The 24,553-nt window shown below is 39.2% G+C and carries 18 protein-coding genes and 4 pseudogenes; 12 read left to right on the top strand and 10 right to left on the bottom strand.

Annotation, left to right across the window (positions count from 1 at the left end; translation table 11 throughout):
• The 8 genes and pseudogenes from WKT20_RS09030 to WKT20_RS09065 form a co-directional block, all read right to left on the bottom strand.
• A pseudogene (locus WKT20_RS09030) lies at positions 1 to 345 on the bottom strand (hypothetical protein); the annotation flags it as partial.
• Between the two features lie 265 nt (positions 346 to 610).
• The gene (locus tag WKT20_RS09035) at positions 611 to 2,266 is read right to left on the bottom strand and encodes a hypothetical protein (RefSeq protein WP_340417251.1); all 1,656 of its coding nucleotides are present in this window, start codon (positions 2,264 to 2,266) and stop codon (positions 611 to 613) included.
• Between the two features lie 31 nt (positions 2,267 to 2,297).
• Entirely contained in the window at positions 2,298 to 3,968 is a 1,671-nt protein-coding gene (locus WKT20_RS09040; RefSeq protein ID WP_340417252.1) for a RagB/SusD family nutrient uptake outer membrane protein, read from the bottom strand.
• A gap of 12 nt (positions 3,969 to 3,980) precedes the next feature.
• Positions 3,981 to 7,229, bottom strand: a complete 3,249-nt coding sequence (locus WKT20_RS09045) for a TonB-dependent receptor (RefSeq protein ID WP_270653557.1) — start codon at positions 7,227 to 7,229, stop codon at positions 3,981 to 3,983.
• Between the two features lie 234 nt (positions 7,230 to 7,463).
• A complete protein-coding gene (locus WKT20_RS09050; RefSeq protein ID WP_340417253.1) occupies positions 7,464 to 8,474 on the bottom strand; it encodes a FecR family protein in 1,011 nt (336 codons plus the stop codon).
• Between the two features lie 67 nt (positions 8,475 to 8,541).
• Positions 8,542 to 9,132, bottom strand: a complete 591-nt coding sequence (locus WKT20_RS09055) for an RNA polymerase sigma-70 factor (protein ID WP_302463061.1) — start codon at positions 9,130 to 9,132, stop codon at positions 8,542 to 8,544.
• Positions 9,133 to 9,156: 24 nt separating this feature from the next.
• A complete protein-coding gene (locus WKT20_RS09060) occupies positions 9,157 to 9,822 on the bottom strand; it encodes a hypothetical protein (RefSeq protein WP_302463060.1) in 666 nt (221 codons plus the stop codon).
• A gap of 276 nt (positions 9,823 to 10,098) precedes the next feature.
• Positions 10,099 to 10,656, bottom strand: a complete 558-nt coding sequence (locus WKT20_RS09065) for a sugar O-acetyltransferase (RefSeq protein WP_118025927.1) — start codon at positions 10,654 to 10,656, stop codon at positions 10,099 to 10,101.
• A 206-nt stretch (positions 10,657 to 10,862) separates the two neighbouring features.
• Here WKT20_RS09065 and WKT20_RS09070 point away from each other — a divergent pair.
• The 6 genes and pseudogenes from WKT20_RS09070 to WKT20_RS09095 form a co-directional block, all read left to right on the top strand.
• Positions 10,863 to 11,402, top strand: a pseudogene (locus WKT20_RS09070) (toprim domain-containing protein); the annotation flags it as partial.
• Positions 11,386 to 12,018 (top strand): annotated as a pseudogene (locus WKT20_RS09075) (mobilization protein); the annotation flags it as partial. The pseudogenes WKT20_RS09070 and WKT20_RS09075, both read left to right, overlap by 17 nt.
• A 513-nt stretch (positions 12,019 to 12,531) precedes the next feature.
• Entirely contained in the window at positions 12,532 to 13,857 is a 1,326-nt protein-coding gene (locus tag WKT20_RS09080; protein WP_340417254.1) for a TolC family protein, read from the top strand.
• Positions 13,858 to 13,908: 51 nt separating this feature from the next.
• Positions 13,909 to 15,003 (top strand): HlyD family secretion protein, encoded by a 1,095-nt coding sequence (locus WKT20_RS09085; RefSeq protein ID WP_118025928.1) that lies wholly within the window; start codon positions 13,909 to 13,911, stop codon positions 15,001 to 15,003.
• 4 nt (positions 15,004 to 15,007) lie between these two features.
• A complete protein-coding gene (locus WKT20_RS09090) occupies positions 15,008 to 16,648 on the top strand; it encodes an MFS transporter (protein WP_118166061.1) in 1,641 nt (546 codons plus the stop codon).
• A gap of 37 nt (positions 16,649 to 16,685) precedes the next feature.
• A complete protein-coding gene (locus WKT20_RS09095) occupies positions 16,686 to 17,558 on the top strand; it encodes a helix-turn-helix domain-containing protein (protein ID WP_117670502.1) in 873 nt (290 codons plus the stop codon).
• A gap of 131 nt (positions 17,559 to 17,689) precedes the next feature.
• On the opposite strand, the gene WKT20_RS09100 is transcribed toward WKT20_RS09095, so the two are convergent.
• Positions 17,690 to 18,499, bottom strand: a complete 810-nt coding sequence (locus tag WKT20_RS09100; RefSeq protein WP_118025930.1) for a Fic family protein — start codon at positions 18,497 to 18,499, stop codon at positions 17,690 to 17,692.
• A 433-nt stretch (positions 18,500 to 18,932) separates the two neighbouring features.
• Between WKT20_RS09100 and WKT20_RS09105 the strand changes: the two genes are divergently transcribed.
• From WKT20_RS09105 to WKT20_RS09130, 6 genes and pseudogenes are all read left to right on the top strand, one after another.
• Entirely contained in the window at positions 18,933 to 20,156 is a 1,224-nt protein-coding gene (locus tag WKT20_RS09105) for a site-specific integrase (protein WP_117984904.1), read from the top strand.
• 25 nt (positions 20,157 to 20,181) lie between these two features.
• A complete protein-coding gene (locus tag WKT20_RS09110; RefSeq protein WP_340417255.1) occupies positions 20,182 to 21,321 on the top strand; it encodes a PDDEXK nuclease domain-containing protein in 1,140 nt (379 codons plus the stop codon).
• Between the two features lie 314 nt (positions 21,322 to 21,635).
• Positions 21,636 to 22,199, top strand: coding sequence for a Crp/Fnr family transcriptional regulator (locus WKT20_RS09115; RefSeq protein ID WP_118435131.1), 564 nt, complete (start codon positions 21,636 to 21,638; stop codon positions 22,197 to 22,199).
• 80 nt (positions 22,200 to 22,279) lie between these two features.
• Positions 22,280 to 22,906 carry an NUDIX hydrolase N-terminal domain-containing protein gene (locus tag WKT20_RS09120; RefSeq protein ID WP_118435133.1) on the top strand — a complete coding sequence of 209 codons (627 nt, stop codon included), beginning with the start codon at positions 22,280 to 22,282 and terminating at the stop codon, positions 22,904 to 22,906.
• A gap of 12 nt (positions 22,907 to 22,918) precedes the next feature.
• On the top strand, positions 22,919 to 23,563 hold the full coding sequence (locus WKT20_RS09125) for an HAD family hydrolase (protein ID WP_118435135.1): 645 nt from the start codon (positions 22,919 to 22,921) through the stop codon (positions 23,561 to 23,563).
• Positions 23,564 to 23,595: 32 nt separating this feature from the next.
• Positions 23,596 to 23,717: pseudogene (locus tag WKT20_RS09130) on the top strand (helix-turn-helix domain-containing protein); the annotation flags it as partial.
• Between the two features lie 113 nt (positions 23,718 to 23,830).
• Here WKT20_RS09130 and WKT20_RS09135 read toward each other — a convergent pair.
• Positions 23,831 to 24,550: a hypothetical protein gene (locus WKT20_RS09135; RefSeq protein ID WP_340417256.1), complete on the bottom strand. Its 720-nt coding sequence runs from the start codon at positions 24,548 to 24,550 to the stop codon at positions 23,831 to 23,833.
• Between the last annotated feature and the right edge of the window lie 3 nt (positions 24,551 to 24,553).

The raw sequence follows: 24,553 nt of genomic DNA on the forward strand, positions 1-24,553 counted from the left end.
CAGGCTCAAGTCAAGAACTGTGGTGTTTCTCAGGAACAATGTGGCACCTGATGTCAATTGCAGTTTTACCCACTTAATCGGAGATTCACCTTCAGGTTGTTTCACCTCCAACTATACGGTTGGACTGTTGCAAGGCTTGCCGGTTATCCGGACTTTGGCAACCTTGGGTTGCTCAACCTAGACTGTCTTGCCTAACTTCTCGCTCCACAGCCGGTGACGCTGCCAGTTCATGAACTTGTCGTAATTTACTCCATAATCCGCACAGAACTCACGAAGATCCTTAGTCTCGCTGCACAACTGGTAGAGGTCATATACCTCCTGATAGTTTACTTTTTCTTTTGCCATAATCATTGTTGTTTAAGGGTTACGGCGCAAAGGTAGGTTTAGGGAACATGCGTGTCAAGGCGGAAAATAGAATGGTTACTTTTTAAGAGGCATCTCTTTATGTTTATAGACCTTGCAAGACGGGGTTTACTAATTGCTTACAAATAAAAAAAAGAATAAGATAAAAATGTAAATTTATAGGACAAAATCGATAATCAATCAAGTTGGAAGAAAAGGATCCTTTTCTTCCAACTTGATTGATTAATATACTTTACAAACAATAAAATTAGTCTTTAGTCATTAAAGACTTTAACCGACTTAAACTTTCTTGAAATGGCGGTGCTACATTCACTGCTCTCCAATCTTCGTATAAAGTTGGACAACATGGATACGTTTTTTTAAGGTCCTCCCAAGAATTCCACAACTGTTCATAATCATGTATTGCATCCTTCGCTTCCATGGAATCTATCTTTATTCCTCTTACATCATACTGTGCTAAAAGAATTTGAATACGCCATATTTGAAATGCCAATTCATACTTAATTCTACCATAGATAGTAGAAACTTCCACAAACTCTTTATCTTCTAAATTGGGTAAACGTATCTTTTTTGCAAGACTTTCCATTTCATACCATCTTTTTAGATTATTCCTTTTCTCTTCTAAGATTAGATTCTCCATCCCCTTCTCTACTACCTCATTTAAATTTATACCAGTAAGAAATTGATCACGAATCCACCACACGTTTCGTTTTAAAAGTTTTGTATCTTGACCTAAAAAAACAGCGTCTTCACTTAATAGACATAAACGTCTTAAATATTCGGCACTCGTCCTGTCTAAATGTAGAACGTTCATTGCATAATCATAGAAGATTTCTTCTTCCTTTCTCTGAGGAGAATTAATATATGTCCTAATAACATATTCGTTTAAATTTACCCAAAATTCATTGTCAAAATAGGGCCCATACCAACCGTCTCCCCATGTCCAAAGCCAAAAACCTTTGACAATGGAAGTATCATACAAATCTCGAATTCCCTTTTTTTCATCCAAATCATTCCATCCTTCAATAACTCCTTTTCCTATATAATACGGATGTGCATTCTTCCCATAACATCCAGCCTGATTAATTGAGACTTCAACTATCTGATTATGCTCACCAATCCCTATTGTCTTATTAAAAGGATATCCTCGATTAAAATCATAATTGACATGCTTGATAGATATATACAAATTAGGATGAACTTGAACGCTATTCATGACACTTATATACATATCTGGTCTAACATGCAAATTTTCAAAATCCCAAGTGCGATAATATAATTTTTTATTGCGCTTTACACAAATTTCTTCGCGTAAGATATTTAAAAATAAAACATGTTCCTCAACAGAACGAGCTGGAGATTCTCCTTTATGAAAAGGAGCATCATGCAAGTAAGTTTCTCCATGTCTAATCACCAATCCGTCTAAATTAGGAAATCTCCAAAATAGTTCATCTATTTGCGCCCGAAGAATTTCCTGTGTCATAGGCCTAAGAATTGAAACCTGACCTTTTTCATTTTTCATTTCATCACCATACTTTTCCATCACAGATTTAGGTACAACTAACATATCCGTGAATGGCAACGCCTCAAGTCCCGCATCTTTAACTCTTTTTAAATACATTCTCACCGAAGCAGCATGACGTTCAATCCAAAAACGCTCCTCGGAACGTTGAGGTATTATATCTGTCTTCCACTTATCATAAGTCAATCCACATTGCACCTCAATCTTGGGTACTTGTCCCATATATCCCAAGCCTGATATAAAATTGGGGTCCGTATATCTGGAAAGGAATTGTGGTTCTCCTGGATTGTGATGAACCATATTCAACAAAATATTATAACGAGATTGGCTCCAAAGTGTACTTGTCATCAACAGACATAAAATATAAACTATTTTTTTCATTCTATGCTTACAATTATAAGTGGTTTATATATTAATAACCTGGATTTTGTTCTAATACAGCCTCTGTATTACGCTCAATCTCTTCATAAGGAATAGGCCACAAATTATGCTTCTCAGCCATATTCCTTACCAATGGATTATGAGCAACTTCAACTGTCCTATAATATACTAAACCAAGTCGACCTAAAGTCAAACGCCTCTTCTCTTCAAGCCCTAGCTCTCTCATTCGTTCATCAAGAATATAATCAATATCTATATCATTCTCAGAACAAAGTTTAGCATTAGCTCGCGAGCGAACAACATTAATATCTGCTTTTGCCAAATCTTTTCGGTTCATCCCTAAAGCTGCCTCAGCTCTCAATAAATAAGTTTCCGCAAGACGAAAAAGGTATTGATCTGCATACGTAAATCCAGCATTACTACTTAATGCTAATGTTTCAAAATTATCAAACAACTCTTCAGGATGCTGACCAGGGGTGGTACATTTACTTTGATAGGCAAACCACGATCTAGAGGGAACTTCTATACCCTCAGGCGGGTTCTCTGTATCAAGAACTTGTCCATAAAACTTAGACTCAAGATTATCACATATAAATTTTCTAACTATATTATAATTGGAATTCCTCATATCATTCCAATCAGAGTTTTCCCAAATAGTATTCGAAAAATATATTGTTGGAATACCAAAACCAACACCACGACCACCAGAGCTAAAAGTCGAGTTCGGCCATAGAAATGGAGAAACCCCTTCTCCATCTACACGTAAATCACGCACTAATGGACAAAAAACTCTTTCTGCTTTATATCCACTTCCATATACATTTGATGTTCCATTGTCACCTCCTATCACATTAGTCTCATATTGTATAACCCAAATAGCTTCTGTATTACCACTATTTCTATTTTGATTACCAGCACGAAACAAATCGTAATACACATCACCTGGTTCAGATTTTAATGACCCAAACCGATTTTTCATTAAATCCAAATCCGGATTATCAATAACAAGAGTTGCTGCATCATAAGCTTCTTCATATTGTTGATTCGCCAAATACACTTCTGATAGTAAATGATATGCAGCTGGTTGAGAAATTTCTCCATCAGCAACTTCTGTAATAGGAGAAAGATTTTCGGCTGCAAACTTTAAGTCCTCTATAACTTGAGACAAAACTTCCTTCTTAGAACTGCGCACATAATTCTTTTTAGGAACAAAAATCTCCTCCAATTCAATAGGAACACCACCATAAAGATAGGCCAAAGTCCGATACGCAAATCCTCTAAAAAACTTAGCTTTTGCTTCAAATTTTTGTTTCTTATCTTCTGACATCGAGGATGCAGGCAATCTTGAAATAATAGTATTAGTTTCTGCTACAATCTTATATAAGTTTGTCCAATGTGAATTTAAATATGTATTGCTTGGATTACACGTATTATCAAAGTCATTAAAACGTTGAGCCCCCTGTATTTGGCCATCATAAACTAAATCAGTACCAAAAATATAATCAAAAGTTTGTTGCTCATTTCCCGAGTAAAACTCGGAACGTACTAACCAGTACAGATTATTTACGGATTTATCAAAATCACTACTAGTAACAAATGAATTATCTGCACTTTTAAAGTCTAAAGCCTCTTCGTCCAAGAAATCAGAACAAGATGACAAAGTAACACATGCCAATGCTAATATTAAGAGTAAATTTTTCATCTGCAAATTATTTTAAAAGGTTAAATTTAAGCCAATAGCATAAGATTTCATGACTGGGTATGCAAAAACTAACCCATCTCCCGTTTCTGGATCCCACCCCTTCCATTTTGTAATGGTAAACAAATTCTTTCCAGATAAAGATAATGATAATGCCTGAATACCAATTTTAGACAATAACTTTTTGTCAAAAGTATAGTTTAAACAAATGTCTTGCAATCTTATAAAACTACGATCTTTCCAATAACTTGGCGTCACACTAGGTACTTTAACAGGAATTCTATACTCAGCATTTGGATTTGCTGGTGTCCAATAATCAATTTCTGCAAACAAATTATTTCGAATCATATTATCTCCAGAATTATTACCCAAATCACTAACGGCATCATTAGCTCCCAAATATCCGTTTTTACCACCTTGAACTGAATTGATTAACATATACAATGACCAATTCTTATATGTAAACCTATTTGTAAGACTAAATCGATATGCAGGATCCTTTGAACCTAAAATCTTCCTATCATTTTCAGCATCTATTTTCCCATCATTATTCAAATCTTCAATTTTCTCACATCCAACATATGTTCCTTCCGGTATACGACCCATTTTTTCATCTTCAAGTCCCCACAGACCAAGAATATTATAATCATATATAGCATTTATTGATTCTCCTATAAATAATCCACTTGCTATTAAATCATCTTCTTTTCCATCATTGTTTATATCTCCAAGAAGTTTAGTAATCCTATTTTTATTTTTAGAAAAGTTAAAACCTAAATTCCAATTAAAATCTCCAATTCTCAGAACATCAGCATCTAACGATAATTCAATTCCCTTATTACTTAACTCTCCTATATTAGATGGAATCGTCGAAAAACCAGTAATTGTTGGAATGTTAACATTCCACAATAAATTGCTAGTTTTTGTATTATAGTATTCTATGCAAATATTGAAACGACTGTTCCAAAGTGATAAATCCAAAGCGTAATTCATACCTTTTGTCGTTTCCCATTGTAGATTTGAGGCCATACTAGAAACGAACTGAGCATTAGCAGTACTTGCTCCATCTCCAAAAATATAAGAACGACTGCCATCCATTTTGGCCATAGTGGAATATCGACTCGTTAAATTTCCATTTTCTCCATAAGAAACTTTTAATTTCAAATTATTAATAAATGGAACTTTAAAAAACTCTTCATTCGAGATTGTCCAAGCGACAGCACATGAAGGGAATAACGCATACTTATTGTTAGGAGAGAAGCCTGAAAATCCATCACGCCTCAATGTAGCAGTAAAGAAATATTTATATCGATAGTTATAATTAATCCGACCCATTTGATAAAGATATTGTTCCTTCCAAGCTTCAGATCCTATTTTCTGTATAACGGCCTGTTCTAGACTATTATACCCTAAAGCTAAATCACTATATTGCTCTCCATTAGCAGTAGTATATTCATATCTTTGTGACCTTAACCCAAAAACTGCAGTTAAATCTAAAGAATGATCATTAGCAATCTTGGTTTTATAATTTAAGATATGATCTATAGTATAATCATAAGTAGAATTATTGTTTTTATAAGCATAACCATTTTGATTTGAGCCCCATCTATTTGCATAAAAATGCTTCTCCCACTTATAATTATTCCCCCAATTCACTCTATAATTAAAACCTTTAAGAAAAGGCAAATCAATAGAAGCGTATGCCAAAGCAGATAACATGTTTGATTGTTCAGTATCTTGTGACTCTAATGCTAAAAAAGGATTTGTAAGACTAGCATTAGGACTATAAATGAGATCTCCATTATCAGTATATGGGACATTAAGAGGACTATACATATAAACTACACGCAAATCGGGGGATGCACCTGAATAATCCATAAATGAGCCAAATGTTTGTGTCCCAATTTTTAACCAATTAAACACCTGAGTTTCAACATTTATACGAGCATTCTTTCTATCAAAATTATCATTTACAACATATCCATTCTGCTTAGTATATCCTCCTGAAATATAGAAATTTGTTTTATCTGTAGCATTACTCACACTAACTTGATAATCCATATAATAACTATCTTGAGTAGCATTATCAGCCCAATTATAATCAGTTCCATTATCATATCCTACTACCTGAGTTGCATCTATTTTACTTCTGATATCAAAATCAGGATTAATCTCCACATAATCAGGACCTAAATAGGCTCCTTGATCCCAATAATAATCATAAATGGATTTTATTTTTTGATCACGGTTAAAAGGATGAAGTTTAACAGTTGGAGATTGTGAAGCAAATGAGGCAGAAAAATTAATAACCGGCTTTTGAGCTCGTTTGCCTCGTTTTGTTGTGATTAATAACACTCCATTAGCAGCGGAAGCTCCATAGATAGCTTTAGAACTTGCATCCTTAAGTACATCAACAGAAGCAATATCCGATGGATTAATACTAGCCATTGTTCCATTATAGATAATTCCATCTAATACAATTAATACATCTTGGCTTCCATTTATAGTTGATTGCCCTCTGACTTGTATGTCTGCCGCCCCTCCAGCTTTATTAACCTGGCCAATATTCAAGCCTGGTGTAACCCCTTGCAAAAATTGAGTCAAACTAGCATTGGGCGCATTTCGTATATCTTCCATATTTACCCGATTTACGGAGCCTGTTAAGTCAGACTTACGCTGGGTTCCATATCCTACAACCACAACTTCATCCAGAGTCTTGGAATCCTCTTGCAAAATAACTTTCATTATACCATTAGAAGTCATGGCGCACTCTTGAGAAATATACCCCACATAACTGATACACAAAGTAGCCTCTTCATTAACAGACAATGTGTAATTTCCATCAAAATCAGTTATAGTACCATTCGTAGTTCCTTTTTCAACTACTGTAGCTCCTATAATAGGTTCACCTTTTACATCCTTCACAGTACCTGAAACAGTTCTTTTCTTTGTTGATACAGTCTGCTGTTTACGCCCTTTCTTTATAACAATATTTTTACCTTGAATTTCATACGACACATTCTGTCCCTTCAAAATCTGAGCAACCGCATCTTTCAGCTGACTGGCATTAACTGAAACCGTACGGTCTGTATCCACATCACCAGCTATATATACGAAAGAATAACCACTCTTGGTTTGAAGTTCCGTCATCGCCTTCTTCACCGATACATTGCTCATTTTCAATGATATACTCTGTGAGTATATGCTTAAATTAAGGCATAGCAAAGCCCCGGCCATTAACATGGCTTTTTTTCTGTAATTCATAAACCTAAGATTTTAAGATTAAAAACTGTTGATAAAAGGCGTTTTACAAGGAATGTTTTATTACTTTTGCTGTATTCCTTAGAAAACATCTTAAAAACTAACAAGTTAGAAAGAACTAAGGTATTGCCGGAGGAACTCCCCTTCTTCCGGCTTTTTTATGTTCTTCCACTAAAAAGCTAAATCAGGTATCCACTTTTTGCATAACATGAAGATTTTAGTGTGTTTAACAATCGGTTAATATAAGGTTATTTCCTTTTCATTTTGTATATAGCGTACTTTTCCGGTTTTCTCCAATGCTTCCAGAATATCTTTAATGCCTTGTTCACCGCGAGAAAAACTTCCATAAAAGCGAAAGTCCCGAAGAGAATCTGTAGCAAAAGTGATATGTACATCGTAACTGCGTTCCAATATCTTTACAACTTCCGGTAATGGCGTCTCATCAAAAAATAATTTTCCTGAGGTCCATCCTAAGCTGTTTTTTACTTTTGTTAATTCCTTTTTCATGCATTTTTCCGCTTTATCCAACGTCACTTGTTCGTTCGGAAGCAGAATCATCTCTGCTTCTGCCCGCAGACGATTGCCTAATGCTACTTTTCCTTCCAACAAGGAAACTACAGCTTCTTCATCGTTCGGATAGTCGCGAAAATTAAACTTGGTACCCAACACTCTGACCGACAAGGAAGGAGTCTGTACATGAAACGGGAGTTTCTCATTACGCTCTACCTCAAAATATCCTTCTCCACTTAATTCCACCTCACGGTTGTCTACTCCAAAATCCTGCGGATAGACCAGACGAGAACCGGCATTCAGCACTACCAGTGTACCATCGGGCAAACGAAGGCGTGTCTGTGCACCGAGAGGAGCTTCTACCTCTACCTGAGTCAATGCATTTTGCAGGTTGTTTTCTCCCTGGCGGTAAGAGAAGAAGGAAATAAGTCCTACTACCAACACAGCGGCTGCATATTTATAGATTGTTTTCCAACCTATGACTTTCTTGGATTGTTTCTGAGCTGTACTTGCTTCCACTCGTTTCCGGAAGGTTTCAAAAGCGCGGTCGGCATCGTAGCGCGTACGTTCTTCCTCCTGTACGGCAGAAAACCAGACTTCCTGCTGCCGCATGAAATAACGTCGGTTTTCTTCTGAACTGGCAATCCATGCGTCCAGTTCTTCACGTGCTTCCTTGCTCAGACCTTTACTCAGAAAAGCGGCAATCAGTTCGTCGATATGTGAATTTCTTTCTTCCATTTTCAGGGTTTCTATAGGTGAGACGAAATTTTCGCCTGAGCGGGTAGGCGAAAAACGCAATTTTTTTTTACTTGAAAGTCGAAAAAAATAAAATCAGGATAATCAGGTACCTCCCGAGTTCTGAATGAAGAGATGATAATGCGCTCTTTATGTGATACTTGACTGTATTCACAGAAATATTCAGCTCTGTAGCAATTTCTTCGTATTTTTTCCCTTCGAAACGACTTTTGATAAAAACTTTCCGGCAGACTTCCGGCAAATTTCGGATGGCATGATGAATTTCTTCCTCCAATTCATGTTCCAGCAAACTTCCCAGAGGATAATCGTCAGATAGCAGATAACGCATCTCTCCTTCTTCCGGAATAGAAGAAAAAGCCACTTCCGTACGTTCTTTCTTGGAGGACAGGTAATCCATGCAATGATTCCGCACAGCACGCACTAAGTAACTGCGCAAGGAAACTTGAATGTCGAGTGTCTCATGTACTTCCCACAGATGAAAAACGACATCTCCTACCAGCGTTTCGGCCAGAAAATCATCTCCCACATATTCATGCGCTATATGACACAACAAGGCATAATGATGACGGTAGAGGTATTTATAAGCCTCTTCATTTCCTCGTTTCAGTTGCTCTATGATAATTTGCTCCTCGATTTTCATCTGTTGTTGTAGCGTAAATTCAATTCATTCAAACAGTTTTCGATAATAGGTGGCTTTATCTGATATTTGTTTCCATTGTTCTATTCCATTAATAGAGGAAGAATGCACCTGCTCATAAAACGCGATTTCCTCATGAAGCGGGCGGAAATCGTTTTGCATCAGTGACAGATTCAGTGCTTTTTCGATTCGGGCAAAACCATACATCAGAGAATCCTGTGCTACTTGCTGAATTTTTATCATATAGGCAGAATCAGCTCGCAGGAAATCTCTTCGGGCGGTAAGCGTATCTCCCTTGTAATCTTCGAGTACGGCTTTCAGGTGCAGCAATTCGGACGACATGGAATCGCTCATACATCCATCCATTTCACGCAATAAGTCCAATACTTCCAACAGACGCCAGCTCTGCAACAAATAACAGTATTTCAACAAATAAGTCTGCTTGTCAGGACGTAAAGCCAATGCACTGTCCAGTTTCTGACGGATGAGTGAATCATGGATGCATACTTGCGGATGCAACTTGTCAATTGGCTGATTCCAAAATAAAGAATCACTTTGCATCAAGCTGTCAGCTTCGAGTACGAGTGTATGCACAGCCTGCTGAATATCAGATGCGCTATCCGATTTTTCATGCATACACGCAGAAACGATTCCAGCCAGACAACCAGCCATTAAAAAGAGTTTTGCATCCATAGTTCAAAGATTGGGTTTGCGCAAAGTTAATTTTTTTCATTTATACCAAACACAAAAATGCAAAAGAATCTAAACAAAAACAGAAATCTCCCTACGAAAAAAGTTATTCGCCAGTAACAAATTCTCTGTTTCACACTGTGGGATACAAAAACCACAGTGTGGGATATATATTTCACAGTGTGGGATACAAATCCCGCACTGTGAAACAGAGAATATAACAAGACAAAATGGAGTATTCACAGAAGCATCTGAAAACTATATCTAGTGAGATTCAGGTTATTTCTTCAGACTTCTTTTTACCACTGCCGGCACACCAGCCGCCAAAGAATCATCAGGAATATCTTTGGTTACGACACTGCCTGCTGCAATGATACAGCGATTGCCAATGGTTACTCCCGGACATACCACCACATTCCCGCCCAACCAGCAGTCCTCACCTATCGTAATGGGATAGGCGGTTTCCTTTTCTTCACGGCGCTCCACATAATCCATGGGATGCTGAGGAGTATAGAACTGACAATGGGGACCTATCAAAGTATGTTTTCCGATACGGATATAGCCTCCATCGAGCATGATACAGTCATAGTTCATAAACACATTTTCCCCTAAAATAATGCCTGTACCGTGGTCACAATGAAAAGGCGGACAGATGGTAGTGCTTTGCGGTATACCGGGAATCAGTTCTTCTATCACCTGACGGTAGTCTTCATCGTAGATGGTCATGGAACGCAAGCGGGCACAGACTTTCTTGGCGTGTACCAGACTGGCATGTATCTCAGGGTCGGAAAAATAATAGAGTTCCTGACTGCGCATTTTTTCGTATTCTGTTTTCATAGGCTTTAATTGCTAAAATTACCAGACTCAAAGGTAGAAGGATTTTTGTTTATCTGCAACGAGATTTGATACTCATTAATTTTACTACATATAGGTAAAAACAAGAAAAGCCCTGAAAATGCGAATACACACACTTCAAGGCTTATACTTATATGTTGAGAATCTTTTACAAGCTATAATATCTTTAGTAAAAACAAGATCGTACCCAAACACCACATGTCCATCCTATGTCTTTCTCTTTTCACAGGCAATCTGCCACCAAGCCGAGTTTCCAGCAGCTTGACATCGTACAGCTGTCTTCTCCTGCCCTGCTCTCTTACCTGCAGGAAAGGGGGATAAATACGGCACTGGCGAAAAGAGAATGCCGTGAGGCACACTTCACCAACAACGACAAACGGTATTTCGCCATTGCTTTTCCGAACATATCGGGCAGATATGAAATCCGCAACCGATATTTCAAGGGCTGCATCGCACCGAAAGAAATATCACATATCAGACAATCGGGAGAGCCGAGAAAAGCATGTTACGTTTTTGAGGGGTTCATGGACTACCTTTCCTTTCTGACACTAAAGCTTGAAAGCTGTCCGCAATCCCCCGATTTCGACAGACAGGACTACATGGTTCTGAACTCTGTTGCCAATGTTTCCAAGGCACTCTATCCGCTGGACAGCTATGAACGCATCCACTGTTTCCATGACAATGACCGTGCAGGAATGGAAGCCCTGCAGCAAATCAGAAATACGCACTGACAAATTAAAGAAGACAGCCACCACAGCAGCGACAGCCATAACAAGCGGAGTTGCTTCTCTTTTCGGAAGCGGAAAACTGAAAGAACTGGAACGTGCCAACGAAAAACTGCAAGACGAGGTTTCAAAACGGGACACCAATATTGAAAAATTGCAGAGCCAAATACAGCAGATGCAGAAACAGCATGATACGCAAATCCACAATCTCAGAGAAATGCACAGACAGGAACTTGACATGAAAGAAAAGGAACTGTCACAGCTCGCCAGAATCATAGACAAGGCTTTCAGGTGGTTCCCGATGTTCAGGGAAATGCTTCGCATGGAAAAGTTCTGTGCCATGCTGGGGTTCTCTAAAGAAATGACCGAAAGTCTTTTGGTCAAGAAAGAAGCCTTGAAATGCAGCGGTAAAATCTATTCGGAGCAGCACAGACGGAACTTTGATATAAAGGATGATATTTTAAGGGCGGAAAATGACCCTGACGATGAAAGCAGGCTGAGCCTGACAATAAACAGGAAGCCGATTGCCGACTGGTTCAGGGAGCAATGGCACAGGCTTAGATACGGAACAAGACTGTCGCAACAGGAAGAAAAGAAAAGTAGAGGAATTAAGATGTAACTTGATAGTTTGCGACTCTAGATTCCCGATTATCAATTAAATTGTGTATCTTGCCAATGGATTGAGGAAACTCTTTCCAAGACATGTTAGAATTAGAAGAAGCGTTATGCTGGTCGTGGTATCGGAAACCTGGGAAATTTCTTAAGACATACAAACGATGATGGCATAGTGGTTCTCACGCTATAGCGTGGGCTGCTATTGTTATATCTGTTTGTATGGGTTTTCCTAGGACCTCCGACACAGGTGAACGATTTGTGGTTCACGCTTCGTGCGTTAGGAATGACAATTAACCAATAAACATAGTTCATATGAACATTAAGCAATGCATCTATTTATTTGCCACAATCGCATTTTCACTCTCATCTTGTAGCGATGACAGCGGCATGGAAAATGATTTTGAGCCTAAGACTCATCTCTAGAAAAAAGGCAAAAATGAATATTATCTTCTTAAAAGTGAATATTGCCCTATTTGGATATCCCTCTATCTTTGCAGTTGATTATGAAAGTATTGATATGAAACAACTAATATTCATTTTTACCGTTACATGGGGTGCTGTAGTAGGCAGCCGTGCGCAAGAGGTGCTTACTTTGGATGATTGTCTTCGTTGGGGTATTGAAAATAACCTTTCTCTCCGGGGACAGCGCAATGAGATTCAAAAAAGCAAATATGCTATTTCTGAAAACCGTGCCAAGTTATTACCGCAAATTAATGGAGTGGCTAATTTTAACGACAACTTCGATCCTCCAGTGTCCGTAACAGATGGTTCTGCTTATGACAAACCTTATAATGTAACCCAGACGCTGCAGTATAATGCCGCAGCCGGATTGCAGCTTCAAATGCCACTCTATAATCAGACGGTTTATACCGCTCTTTCCATTTCGAAGGTATTGGATGAAATCAGCCGTCTGTCTTATGAAAAAGCGCGCGAGGACTTGATGATGCAGATTGCTAAGATGTACTATCTGGGACAGGCCACGGCCGAGCAGATAACGCTGGTTAAAGCCAATATTGCGCGTCTGGAGGAATTGCGTGACATTACGGTGGCTTTCTATGACAATGGCATGGCTATGGAGGTGGATGTGAAGCGTGTCAATATAAACCTGGAAAACTTGCAGGTACAGTATGACAATGCACAGGCCATGCTGGCTCAACAGCTGAATATGCTGAAATATGTGATGGATTATCCGGCAGAGAAAGATATAACGCTGGAACCGGTGAATGCTGAAACTATTGCTCCGATTGAATTGACCGGCTTGTCAGAAAATCTGTATGAGCTTCAGTTGCTTCAGTCGAAGAGCGACTTGGCAGAACGGCAGAAAAAGATGATTTCCCATGGATACATTCCTTCACTTACATTGACGGGCAACTGGATGTATACGGCTTATACGGATAAGCTTCATCATTGGTTTCATTCCGGACCCTCCAATCATTGGTATCGTTCTTATGGTTTAGGCTTGGCACTGCGTGTCCCTATTTTTGATGGATTGGATAAGAGGTATAAAATTCGCAAGGCGAAAATTGATCTGGAGAATATTCGTTTGGCGCAAGAGAATACGCGGAAGAATCTGGAGACACAATATGTCAACGCTACGAACGATTTGATGAATAACCAACGCAATTTCAAGAAACAAAAGGATAATTATCTTTTGGCGGAGGATGTCTATGAGGTAACATCTGACCGCTATCGGGAGGGTATTGCCTCCATGACAGAGGTTTTACAGGATGAAATGCGTATGAGTGAAGCGCAGAACAGCTATATCAGTGCGCATTATAACTATCGTGTAACTCACCTTTCTTTGCTGAAGTTGACTGGACGTGTAGAAAGTCTGCTGAAGTAAGTTCTCAATTATTTTATTCATAGTCAATGATCAGCTATCAATTTTAAACATATGGAAACAACAGATAAAAACAGTGCTGCAATGAGCACACATCACGAACAGGCTAAGAAATTGAGAAAATTGCGCACCCGCCAGCGTGTGGTAAGCCTGATTGGTATAGCTATTTTAGTTTGGGGAATTATTCAGGTTACTTTCTTGTTTCTGGATTATAAAAATACAGAATCCAGTAATGATGCTCAAATAGAGCAATATATCTCGCCGGTTAATCTGCGTGCTTCAGGTTATATCAAGAAAATCTATTTCACCGAACATCAGGAAGTGCACAAAGGTGATACGCTGTTGGTGCTGGATGACCGTGAATACAAGATCCGTGTGATGGAAACTGAGGCTGCCTTGAAGGATGCATTGGCCGGAGCTACTGTAATTGGTGCCACACTTCAGACGACACAAACTACAGCTTCGGTGTATGATGCTTCTATTTCTGAAATTGAAATTCGTCTGGCAAAATTGGAAAAAGACCGTCAGCGTTATGAAAATCTGGTGAAACGTAATGCTGCTACGCCCATACAGCTGGAGCAGATTGAAACTGAATATTCTGCTCTACAACGCAAACTGGAAGCTACGAAACGTCAGCGCAGTGCAGCCTTGTCCGGTGTGAATGAAGTTTCGCATCGTCGTGAAAATGTGGAAGCCGGTATTCAGCGTGCCACAGCGGCGTTGGAGATGGCCAAATTGAATCTGTCTTATACTGTAGTCGTGGCTCCGTGTGACGGTAAGCTGGGACGTCGGGCTTTAGAGGAAGGTCAATACATTACTGCCGGGCAGACCATTACATATATCTTGCCGGATACTCAGAAGTGGGTGATTGCCAATTACAAAGAGACTCAAGTGGAAAATCTGGCTATCGGTCAGGAAGTAAGGATAAAGGTGGATGCAGTAAGTAATAAAGAGTTTACGGGTAAGATTACTGCTATTTCCGGTGCAACTGGAGCCAAGTATTCTTTAGTTCCTACTGATAATTCTGCCGGTAATTTTGTAAAAATTCAACAGCGTATTCCGGTTCGCATTGATTTTATCAATCTTTCTGAAGAAGACAATGATCGCCTGGCTGCAGGTATGATGGTGGTTGTGAAAGCTAAAATCTGATGTTATGCCCTCTTATCCAAGAAATTATCCGTTCTACAATTGGGTGCCCAAGTGGTTGGGCATTCTGATATTGGTGTTGATGTTCATCCCCATTCTTACTGTGGGTGGTGTGTATTCTGTGAACAGTACTGAGATGATGAGCGGGCTGGGTATCATCTCAGAACATATCACTTTTACCAATTTTGCCACCTCCATCGGGATGGCTGCTTTTTGTCCGTTTTTATACCGGCTGGTGGTGATTCGAAGAGAAAAAATGATGTGTCTGGCCGGTTTTTCCATGATGTATGTGCTCAGCTATATTTGTGCCGAAACCGACAGTATCTTTTTGTTGGCTCTCTGTAGTGTGTTGATGGGTTTCCTTCGCATGGTACTGATGATGGTCAACCTGTTCACCTTAATCCTTTATGCAGGGCGCATTGAGGCCTATTTGAAAATTAAGCCGGGGCTGGAGCCGGTAGACGGTGAGGGCTGGGATAAGCTTGATATTGAACGAAGCATAGCGCAGCCTGGCATTTATCTGTTCTTTATGATATTAGGACAGCTGGGAACATCGCTGACTGCCTGGCTGGCTTATGAATATGAATGGCAGTATGTGTATTACTATATGATGGGGATGCTGTTGGTATGTATCCTGGTTATTTTCGTAACCATGCCATACCATCGCTTCCAAAACAAGCGTTTCCCCATTAATTTCCGTCAGTTTGGCAATGCTACCTTGTTCTGCATTCCGCTGGTGTGTTTTACATATGTCATGGTGTATGGAAAGGTGCTGGACTGGTGGGATGATCCTACTATCCGCATGGCTGCGATTACTGCAGTTCTTACGGGTGCTTTATTCTTTTATATGGAATCCACACACCGCAGTCCGTATTATCAGGTGGGCGTGCTGAAGTTGCGCACCATTCGTATGGGAGCATTGTTCTATTTTTTGCTAATGTTTCTCAATTCCAGCGCCATGTTTGTCAATGTGTTTGCCGGCATTGGCATGAAACTGGATAACTGGCAGAATGCTTCGCTGGGCAACTGGACCATGTTGGGCTATTTCATCGGGGGGATGATTACCATCTTTCTCAGCATGAAGAAGGTGCATTTCAAATATATCTTTGCAGGCGGATTTGTCATGTTGGGCTTGGCTGCTCTTTTTATGTATTTTGAGGTGCAGACGGATGGTCTGTATGAACGGATGAAATATCCGGTTATTATCCGTTCCACAGGCATGATGATGCTCTATTCGCTCATTCCCACTTATGCCACTCAGCGGATGCCTTATAAATTTCTGTCATCATGGATTTGTACCATGATTACCATCCGTATGGTCATTGCTCCCAGTTTGGGCGCGGCAGTATATACCAATGCCCTGCAGGAGCGTCAGCAGAACTATGTTACCCGTTATGCACAAGATATTGATTTGCTACATCCTGACGCTTCCGCTTCTTTTATGAGTACCGTACGTGGCATGAGTTATCAGGGAAAAAGTAAGGCTGAAGCAGTGAACATGGCAGCCATGTCCGTCAAGGGACGTGTTCAGATACAGGCCACTTTGGCTGCAGTCAAGGAAATGGCAGGCTGGACACTCTATGCCTGTCTGGCATGTGCAATATTTGTGCTGGTTGTGCCTTATTCTAAGAGAAAATTAGTATCTTAGTCGCTTGAAAGTGCCTAATGCACACGGACAAGCATGTATGAAGACAGTTCAAGAACGTATTACATTATTAGGAAAGGCTTTGTTTAGGCGAGATGACATATGCAGTTCGGAAGGAAGTATTTCCTCCTTCCCAATTCTCTTTCACACCCCATTTTTGGTCAGTGGGGTGGGAATAGTGATTTGTATGCAAGGTTTTTTTACTTTTGCCCTGAATCGTTGTGTGATGCGAGCATCTGCCGGAGAAACCTTGTTTATTCCTGATGGAGCGGAGTTTCGGGTTATGGAAGAGTCTTCTGATTTGGATGTGCATTTCCTGCTGTATCAGGTTGAACCTATCCGTGATATTTTAGGGAATCAGGTCGTATCTATGTACCTTTATTCTCAGTTAGTGCCCAAACCTTGTTATGTTTGGCAGACTGGCGAAGAGGATGAGTTACTCCGTTATATGATGCAGCTTGATGCTACCCTTCTTCAAAATGATACTTTCCGTCAGTATGAGCAGAAACTGTTGCTGCTGGCACTGACCCATCGGCTCTGTTCGCTCTATAATCGTAAGTTGATGAACAATCAGAATGCGATGGGACATCGTAATGAGGTGTTCTTAAAGCTTATTTCGCTGATTGAACAGTATTATATGCAGGAACGTGGAGTGGAGTTTTATGCCGATAAATTATGTCTCTCACCTAAATACCTTTCTGTCATATGCAAATCAATATGCGGATATACAGTAAAGGATTTGGTGTCTAAGTCCATTATACGGAAGAGTATTTCTCTTTTAAAAAATACACAGAAAAACATACAAGAAATTGCAGATATGTTCAATTTTCCTAATGCCTCTTTTTTTGGAACTTTCTTCAAAAAGCAAATGGGCATGTCTCCTGGACAATATCGCAAGAACATCGCTTTTTAATTCGCCTTCATTATGGCTAAGATCTGTATAAAAAAAGCAACTACTAAGTGCGAAATGGATGATTTCGTACGACTTCACCGCAAGTTATATGAGACAGCCTCTTTCTATATTAACTAACAACACGATCACAACTAAAACATAAAACTAAAAATTTTCTTTTGAGAAGTCTTAAATCGTTCAATTTCCAAAGAGAGCGATTTCTTTAATTGAACAGCCATAAAGCCCAGAAAAGGCAGATTTGTTTCTTCTTCCTGTGATTGACGTAAGGCAGAAATATACTCTTCCCTATCTTCCTTAAATATCTTAGTCGGAAAAAGGTTGTAGCAGAACTGAATATAATTCATCAGTAGGCGGGCGGTTCTTCCGTTGCCATCGACCCACGGATGAATGGTCACTAAGTTAAGATGGGCATTGAAACTTAGTTCGTATTGTTCCCGAAATGTTCCCACTGCCTTCTGTTTTTCCTGTAATAAAGCGCAAAGTTCCTCTACTTTGGCAGGGACTTTCTGATAACTCATATAAGAACGTCCATCAATACCAGCCGTCACGCCACACAAGCGAAATTCACCTTTGGAAGAATCAAAAGAGCCACCCATAACGTTATAAATACTGCCTGTCGTACGCATCAATGTCGAATTCAACTTTTGCAAGAATGCTGAATTAATTGGTTTCTTACTTTTGGCTTCCTCTTTGGCAAGCTCATATGCCTTCTTTAAGTCCTCATTCATCAAATGATACACCAAAGGTTTCCCTTTAGCTGTCAACCCCTCATCGAAAAGCATTTGTGCCTCCGCTTCGGTGAGTGTAGAACCCTCAATTGCTGTAGAATGGGTAATAAGAGAATAGAGGTAGTACTTTTCATAGTCCACCGCTTCACTAATACCAAGTTGCTGAAATTGTTGGTACAACTGTTCAATCTCCTGCCAAACACCTTGTTCCATTGACTTTTATTTAATTGGATTTATCTCTTTTCAAAGGTAGTGTATTTGTATTGCGTAGCCAAAGAAAATAATGACTTACTACTATATTTTTGCGCCTGTGGGGAAAATGTGGGGAGAAATCAGGCAAACAAAAAGGCTAAGCGATTGACAATTAATCACTTAACCTTTCATTCAGTACCCAGACCCGGTACAAGCCATAGAAATCATAGGAAAACAAAAGAATTTATTTTCCTTATTATCAATTATTTGCATATTTCCTGTTTTCTCCATTTTTGCCCTATTTTGCCCGTTTTCTGTTATTCAGTACACTTTTAGTACACTTTGAAATCTCATTTTCTTTTGTACCTTTGCAATATCGGAAAACAAAAGAAAATCAACTATTTAGTGTAATTACCCGGTTACGGTACCTAAATCGGGATAAAACCTCTAAACAATGGCAAAGTTAGAAAATAAAACGAAAGAGAACCCCAAGTTGGAGCAAAATAAGCTCTCGGACGGTAGAATAAGCCTTTACTTAGAGTATTATTTAGGTAGAGAGGAAAAGCCCGTATTGGATGAAAACGGTAATCAGGTGTATTACGATAGTGGGAAAATGCAAGGCAAACCCAAGTTTGCAGTAAAGCATAACAGGCGAAAAGAAAACCTTAGCCTGTATCTGATAGACAAACCCCGTACTCCTGCGGAACGGCAACAGAACAAGGAAACTTTGGAACTCGCCATGCGCATACGTGCAGAGCGTGAACAGGAGTTTAAAGAAAGCATGTTGGGTTACCGCTTAAAGAAAGACAGGGCTGTTAATTTCTTGGACTACTTTCAAGCCTATATCAACAGCTATACCAAGAAAGATATTCGCATGGTGCAAATTGCGCTGAGCCGTTTCAAAGACTTCTTAAAAGAAAAGTACCCCATGAATGAGTGTAGCATTAAACCGGAACTCATCACCAAAGAAATGATGGAACAGTTTGTAGCTTATCTGCAATCCCGAAGCGTTGGCGAAGGTGCTAAAAGCATTTACCAGCGTTTCAAGAAAGTCATTCGCTATGCAATAGAGCATGATGTAATGCTGAAAGACCCTTGTAAAGATGTCACCTGCAAAGTAGATAGCCAGATGCTTCGGAAAGATGTGCTTTCGCCCGAAGAAATACAAAAGCTGATGGCGTGTCATTATGACAACGAAAACCCCACAATCAGACGAGCGTTTATCTTCTGTCTGTATTGCGGTCTGCGCTTCTGCGATGTAAAAGACCTTACCTATAGGAATGTGGATTACGCAAATCGGTTATTGAAGTTTGAACAAAGTAAAACAAAGGGACATTCTGCCAGTAGCGGTGTAGTTATTCCCTTGAATGATGGTCTATTATCCATTATTGGCGAAGCTCCGGCAGACAAGAACTGTTTGATATTCGATTTACCTACATACGAAAGCTGCTGCAAATCGGTTAAGCGTTGGGTAAAAAGAGCCGGAATAGACAAGCATATAAGCTGGCATTGCGCTCGACATTCATTTGCCGTGAATATTCTGAACAATGGGGCAAATATCAAAACCGTAGCCAGCCTTTTAGGACATAGCGGATTAAAGCATACGGAGAAGTACACCCGTGCGGTGGATAAATTAAAAGAGGAAGCAATAAACAGCTTGCCCGAACTAAAGTTTTAACCATAAAAGACCTATCTTTGTAACTATGGACTTTGAATCATTAGTAAAACATATCAGCACGATACAGAACACGTTGCAGGCACAAGCCGCACACGCTGTAAACCTTGCCCTTACTTCCCGTAACTGGCTTATGGGTTGCTATATCGTGGAGTTTGAACAAAATGGGGAAGACCGTGCCGCATACGGAGAACAGCTTTTGAAGAAATTGGAACAACGGCTGAATACAAAAGGACTAAATGAACGTAGATTCCGTGAATTTAGACGGCTGTATCTTGTTTATCCACAGCTAAAAGAACCTATTGCACAGTATATTACATCGCAAATTCAAATTCGGCAGTCATTGACCGCCGAATTCACCGAACCAATTCGGCGGTTGGTGACCGCCGAATCTGAAAATGGCGTTTGGAAACTATCAACAGAACACCCACAAACCGAAACATGGATGATTCCGGCTGATAGATTATTCAACAGATTATCTTCCACCCATTTAAATACCATATCGGGAATTGAAAACCCGGTAAAACGTGCTTTCTATGAAATGGAAACTATTCGTGGCTGCTGGTCTGTAAAGGAGTTGGAACGACAAATAGCATCTTTATATTACGAGCGTAGCGGACTCTCCAAAAACAAAGAAGCCCTCTCCGCTTTAGTCCAGCAACAAGCAACCCTATTACAACCTAAAGATGTTATCAACACCCCTGTTAGTTTAGAGTTCTTAGGATTGAATGAACGAGCCTTAGTAACAGAAAACGACTTAGAGCAATCCATTCTTGACAACCTGCAACGCTTCCTGCTGGAAATGGGGCATGGCTTCTGCTTTGAAGCCCGACAAAAACGTATTTTGATAGACGAAGATTATTTCTTTGCCGACCTTGTGTTCTATCACCGCATCTTGAAGTGCCACGTTATCGTGGAATTGAAGATAGACAAGTTCCGCCATGAGTATGCTTCACAACTCAATATGTATCTGAACTATTTCAAGGCGGAAGTGATGCAGCCGGATGATAATCCGCCTATCGGTATTCTGCTTTGCACAGAAAAGGGAGATACATTGGTTAAGTATGCCACTGCCGGATTAGACCCGAATATCTTCGTACAAAAATACATGATAGAACTTCCAAGTGAGGAAGAAATAAAAGAGTTCATTTCTTCCTCAAACTATTAAGGATAAATCAAGACTGAAAAAGATTGCTAAAAACGATACTGGCGAAAAAGGTAATACTATTTCTTTTTTCGCCAGCACACGTATTTTGCTGTCAATAGAAATAGGTTTAGTTCGTTTTGGCTATATAGACAAAAGGATAAACTAAACGTAGTTTTGCACCACTTATTTCTTTTACCTATATCACATATCAACATCGTGGTTCTCTTTTCATCCCACCTTGCTAAAAATAGTCAAATTCCTTTTTAAACTATGAATGCAACAATATTATCCCTTTCTGTTTTCGTATTTTTGTAGAAAGAGCAAAAACATTGATAATGGATAATATAATAAGAAAGATACAAGAACTCTATCCTGTTTCGCATGATTCATTGCACCTGCTAAAGTACTGTTTCAAACAACATACTTTTCCGGCTAAAACTATCATCATACAAGCTGGTCGTTTTGATAATCAGGTTTATTTTATAGAAAAAGGTATAACACGTTCATTTATCCTGCATAATGGAAAAGAAATAACAACATGGTTTTCTATGGAAGGCGATGCAACTTGTGGTTCATGGGATTTATATCGGCACAAAGCAGGATTTGAATATGTAGAAACCTTAGAAGAAACTTTAACCTACTCCATTTCTATAGACAAGTTGAATGATTTATATAAATCCCGTATTGACATTGCCAATTGGATGAGAGTGTTACAGCAAGAAAATTTTCTACTTTTACAGGACATTCATATTTCCCGGCTGAACTTGTCTGCCCAAGAACGTTATGAAAAGTTGATAAAAGAATATCCCAGCATTTTCCACCGAGTGACTTTAGGACATATTGCCTCTTTTTTAGGAATAACACAACCTTCTCTTAGCAGAATCCGGTCAAGCCGATGATTTTTTAACATAGGACAAAAATAGATAATTTTATTTTCCATACATTTGTAAATTAATATAACGATACTAACATTCACTATATGAATAAAATAGTACAACCACAATGGCTTGAATGGGCAAAAGAACTACAATTCATTGCCCAAGGGGGATTGACATACTCCAAAGATGTATTTGATATAGAACGCTTTGAACGCATTAGAGAAATTGCAGCAGAAATGCTTAGTCTGCAAAGTGAAATACCCATAGAAAAGGTAAAGAATCTGTTTTGCAATGAAACAGGATTTCAAACTCCTAAATTAGATACACGAGCTGCTATATTCAAAGATGATAAAATACTGCTTGTGAAAGAGAAAAATGGAACTTGGTCTTTACCCGGTGGTTGGGTCGATATAAATCAGAGTATCAAGACTAATACAGAAAAAGAAGTAAAAGAAGAAGCAGGATTAAATGTAAAAGCTATCCGGATAATAGCTATACAAGATAGAAATTTGCATAATATTCCCCCCTATGCCTACAATGTTTGTAAAGTTTTTGTTCTTTGTGAGATTGAAAGCGGATATTTCCGACCCAATATTGAAACGGATGAGAGTGCTTATTTCGGATTGAAAGAATTACCTATTCTTGCAAAAGAGAAAAATAACGAAGAACAAATTAAAATGTGCTTTTCAGCTTACTACGATAGAAACTGGCAAGTATTATTTGACTAATAAATCAAACACATGAAATATAAACATATCGTATTCGACATAGACGGTACATTGATAGATACGGAATATGCAGTCATCAACTCTTTAATAAAAACAATTACAGAAATAACAGGACGCACACCTCAATATGAAAGTCTGAAATTTGCTTTAGGCATTACCGGAAGAAATGCGTTGGAATTACTCAAAATACCCGACATAGAAGATGCATTGAAACGATGGGATAGGAATATGAAATTGCTCCAGCACACTATTCAACCTTTTCAAGGTATCAAAGAATGCTTGCAATCCCTTTTATCAAGAGGCTATATTTTAGGCATTGTAACCTCCAAAACATATCAAGAATATTATTCTGATTTTGAGCCATTAGGGTTAGCGGACTATTTTTCCACAATTGTATGTGCCGATGATACTGATGAACATAAACCCCAAGCAGCACCCTTAGCAGCATATTTGGCTAAAGCCCATGCAAGTCCCGAAAACGCTCTCTATATCGGTGATAGTATTTATGATATTCAATGTGCTAACAATGCCGGTGTTGATTCCGGATTGGTTTTATGGAGCAATAATGTATGTAATCCTATACGTGCAGACTATTATTTTAAAGTACCCAATGATATAAACAAAGTTCTATTAAAATATGAATCGCATAATTACTAAATTAAAAATAGTAAAAGAAGAAAACTGACTGCTTGTTTAAAATAAGCAACAAAACCCTGCAATCTACCGGACTATCGGTGCACTACCTTACTTCATAATCAGCGAAAAAATGTATTACAAATTTTCCGATGTCTGAGAGTTCATTAAAGAATGATTCAGCGCAACTACATTTCGAAAATTCGAGAAAGAATACTGCACGAAGGGAAAAAATGAATTTGAAAAAAGCCGAAGCGTTGAACATAGTTCATAACTCCGGCTTTACTTCGTTTATGGTTTACCCAATTTATCAGCTTCCTTTCTCAACTGCTCAGCTTGTTCATTAAGCAATCTTGCTCGCTCCAACGCTTCCGCCTGTTTCTTGCTGCGATATTCAAAATCTATCACAGAATCTGTCAAACTTTGGATGAAATCGTTATCCCTCTGCCAGTTGAATTTGGTTTCCAGTATATCAAGGACTTCTCCATTTGCCCAACCCCGCATCAGCAAAAAGCGGTATTTCATATCGTTATCCTGTAACTGCTGCATCCGTGTAGCCAAACGGATATTCAACCATATGGAAGCGGAACAAAGAACCAGCACTGCCGAAAAAATAAACAATCCCGGACGGATCCAAGAAGTAACCTTGTTATAAATCCGTTGATAGAACGGCAAGGGGGCAACTTCCTCTTTATCCGTCTTGTAGGAATTCAAGGTATCAACCATTATTTTAAAATTACGATAGATTTCCAAAGATATTCTCTTGGTGTCCTTGATATGCTGCTGCTGACCTTGCATCTTGTTCCGTACATCGTCAAGCTGACTTTGGATAGTCTGCAACTTCTCCATAGGAACAGCCGGGTTACTGTGCAGTCTCGACAATGCCTGTTCAATCGCTCCCAACCGTTCGAGAGTTTCCTCCCGGCTGGCTGGCATTACCTGCGCTTCCAGCTTCTCTTTCATTTCTGTAACCATAGAGAGAAGCCCCTCTAAAATCAAATTGTCTTCCATATC

Source organism: Phocaeicola sp. ICN-14070 (genome assembly GCF_037892625.1).
Taxonomy (GTDB): domain Bacteria; phylum Bacteroidota; class Bacteroidia; order Bacteroidales; family Bacteroidaceae; genus Phocaeicola; species Phocaeicola plebeius.

What these genes read in the sequence shown, in the direction of transcription:
- WKT20_RS09035 (WP_340417251.1), bottom strand. Translation starts at nt 2,266, where the DNA reads ATGAAAAAAATAGTTTATATTTTATGTCTGTTGATGACAAGTACACTT.
- WKT20_RS09040 (WP_340417252.1), bottom strand. Translation starts at nt 3,968, where the DNA reads ATGAAAAATTTACTCTTAATATTAGCATTGGCATGTGTTACTTTGTCA.
- WKT20_RS09045 (WP_270653557.1), bottom strand. Translation starts at nt 7,229, where the DNA reads ATGAATTACAGAAAAAAAGCCATGTTAATGGCCGGGGCTTTGCTATGC.
- WKT20_RS09050 (WP_340417253.1), bottom strand. Translation starts at nt 8,474, where the DNA reads ATGGAAGAAAGAAATTCACATATCGACGAACTGATTGCCGCTTTTCTG.
- WKT20_RS09055 (WP_302463061.1), bottom strand. Translation starts at nt 9,132, where the DNA reads ATGAAAATCGAGGAGCAAATTATCATAGAGCAACTGAAACGAGGAAAT.
- WKT20_RS09060 (WP_302463060.1), bottom strand. Translation starts at nt 9,822, where the DNA reads ATGGATGCAAAACTCTTTTTAATGGCTGGTTGTCTGGCTGGAATCGTT.
- WKT20_RS09065 (WP_118025927.1), bottom strand. Translation starts at nt 10,656, where the DNA reads ATGAAAACAGAATACGAAAAAATGCGCAGTCAGGAACTCTATTATTTT.
- WKT20_RS09080 (WP_340417254.1), top strand. Translation starts at nt 12,532, where the DNA reads ATGAAACAACTAATATTCATTTTTACCGTTACATGGGGTGCTGTAGTA.
- WKT20_RS09085 (WP_118025928.1), top strand. Translation starts at nt 13,909, where the DNA reads ATGGAAACAACAGATAAAAACAGTGCTGCAATGAGCACACATCACGAA.
- WKT20_RS09090 (WP_118166061.1), top strand. Translation starts at nt 15,008, where the DNA reads ATGCCCTCTTATCCAAGAAATTATCCGTTCTACAATTGGGTGCCCAAG.
- WKT20_RS09095 (WP_117670502.1), top strand. Translation starts at nt 16,686, where the DNA reads ATGAAGACAGTTCAAGAACGTATTACATTATTAGGAAAGGCTTTGTTT.
- WKT20_RS09100 (WP_118025930.1), bottom strand. Translation starts at nt 18,499, where the DNA reads ATGGAACAAGGTGTTTGGCAGGAGATTGAACAGTTGTACCAACAATTT.
- WKT20_RS09105 (WP_117984904.1), top strand. Translation starts at nt 18,933, where the DNA reads ATGGCAAAGTTAGAAAATAAAACGAAAGAGAACCCCAAGTTGGAGCAA.
- WKT20_RS09110 (WP_340417255.1), top strand. Translation starts at nt 20,182, where the DNA reads ATGGACTTTGAATCATTAGTAAAACATATCAGCACGATACAGAACACG.
- WKT20_RS09115 (WP_118435131.1), top strand. Translation starts at nt 21,636, where the DNA reads ATGGATAATATAATAAGAAAGATACAAGAACTCTATCCTGTTTCGCAT.
- WKT20_RS09120 (WP_118435133.1), top strand. Translation starts at nt 22,280, where the DNA reads ATGAATAAAATAGTACAACCACAATGGCTTGAATGGGCAAAAGAACTA.
- WKT20_RS09125 (WP_118435135.1), top strand. Translation starts at nt 22,919, where the DNA reads ATGAAATATAAACATATCGTATTCGACATAGACGGTACATTGATAGAT.
- WKT20_RS09135 (WP_340417256.1), bottom strand. Translation starts at nt 24,550, where the DNA reads ATGGAAGACAATTTGATTTTAGAGGGGCTTCTCTCTATGGTTACAGAA.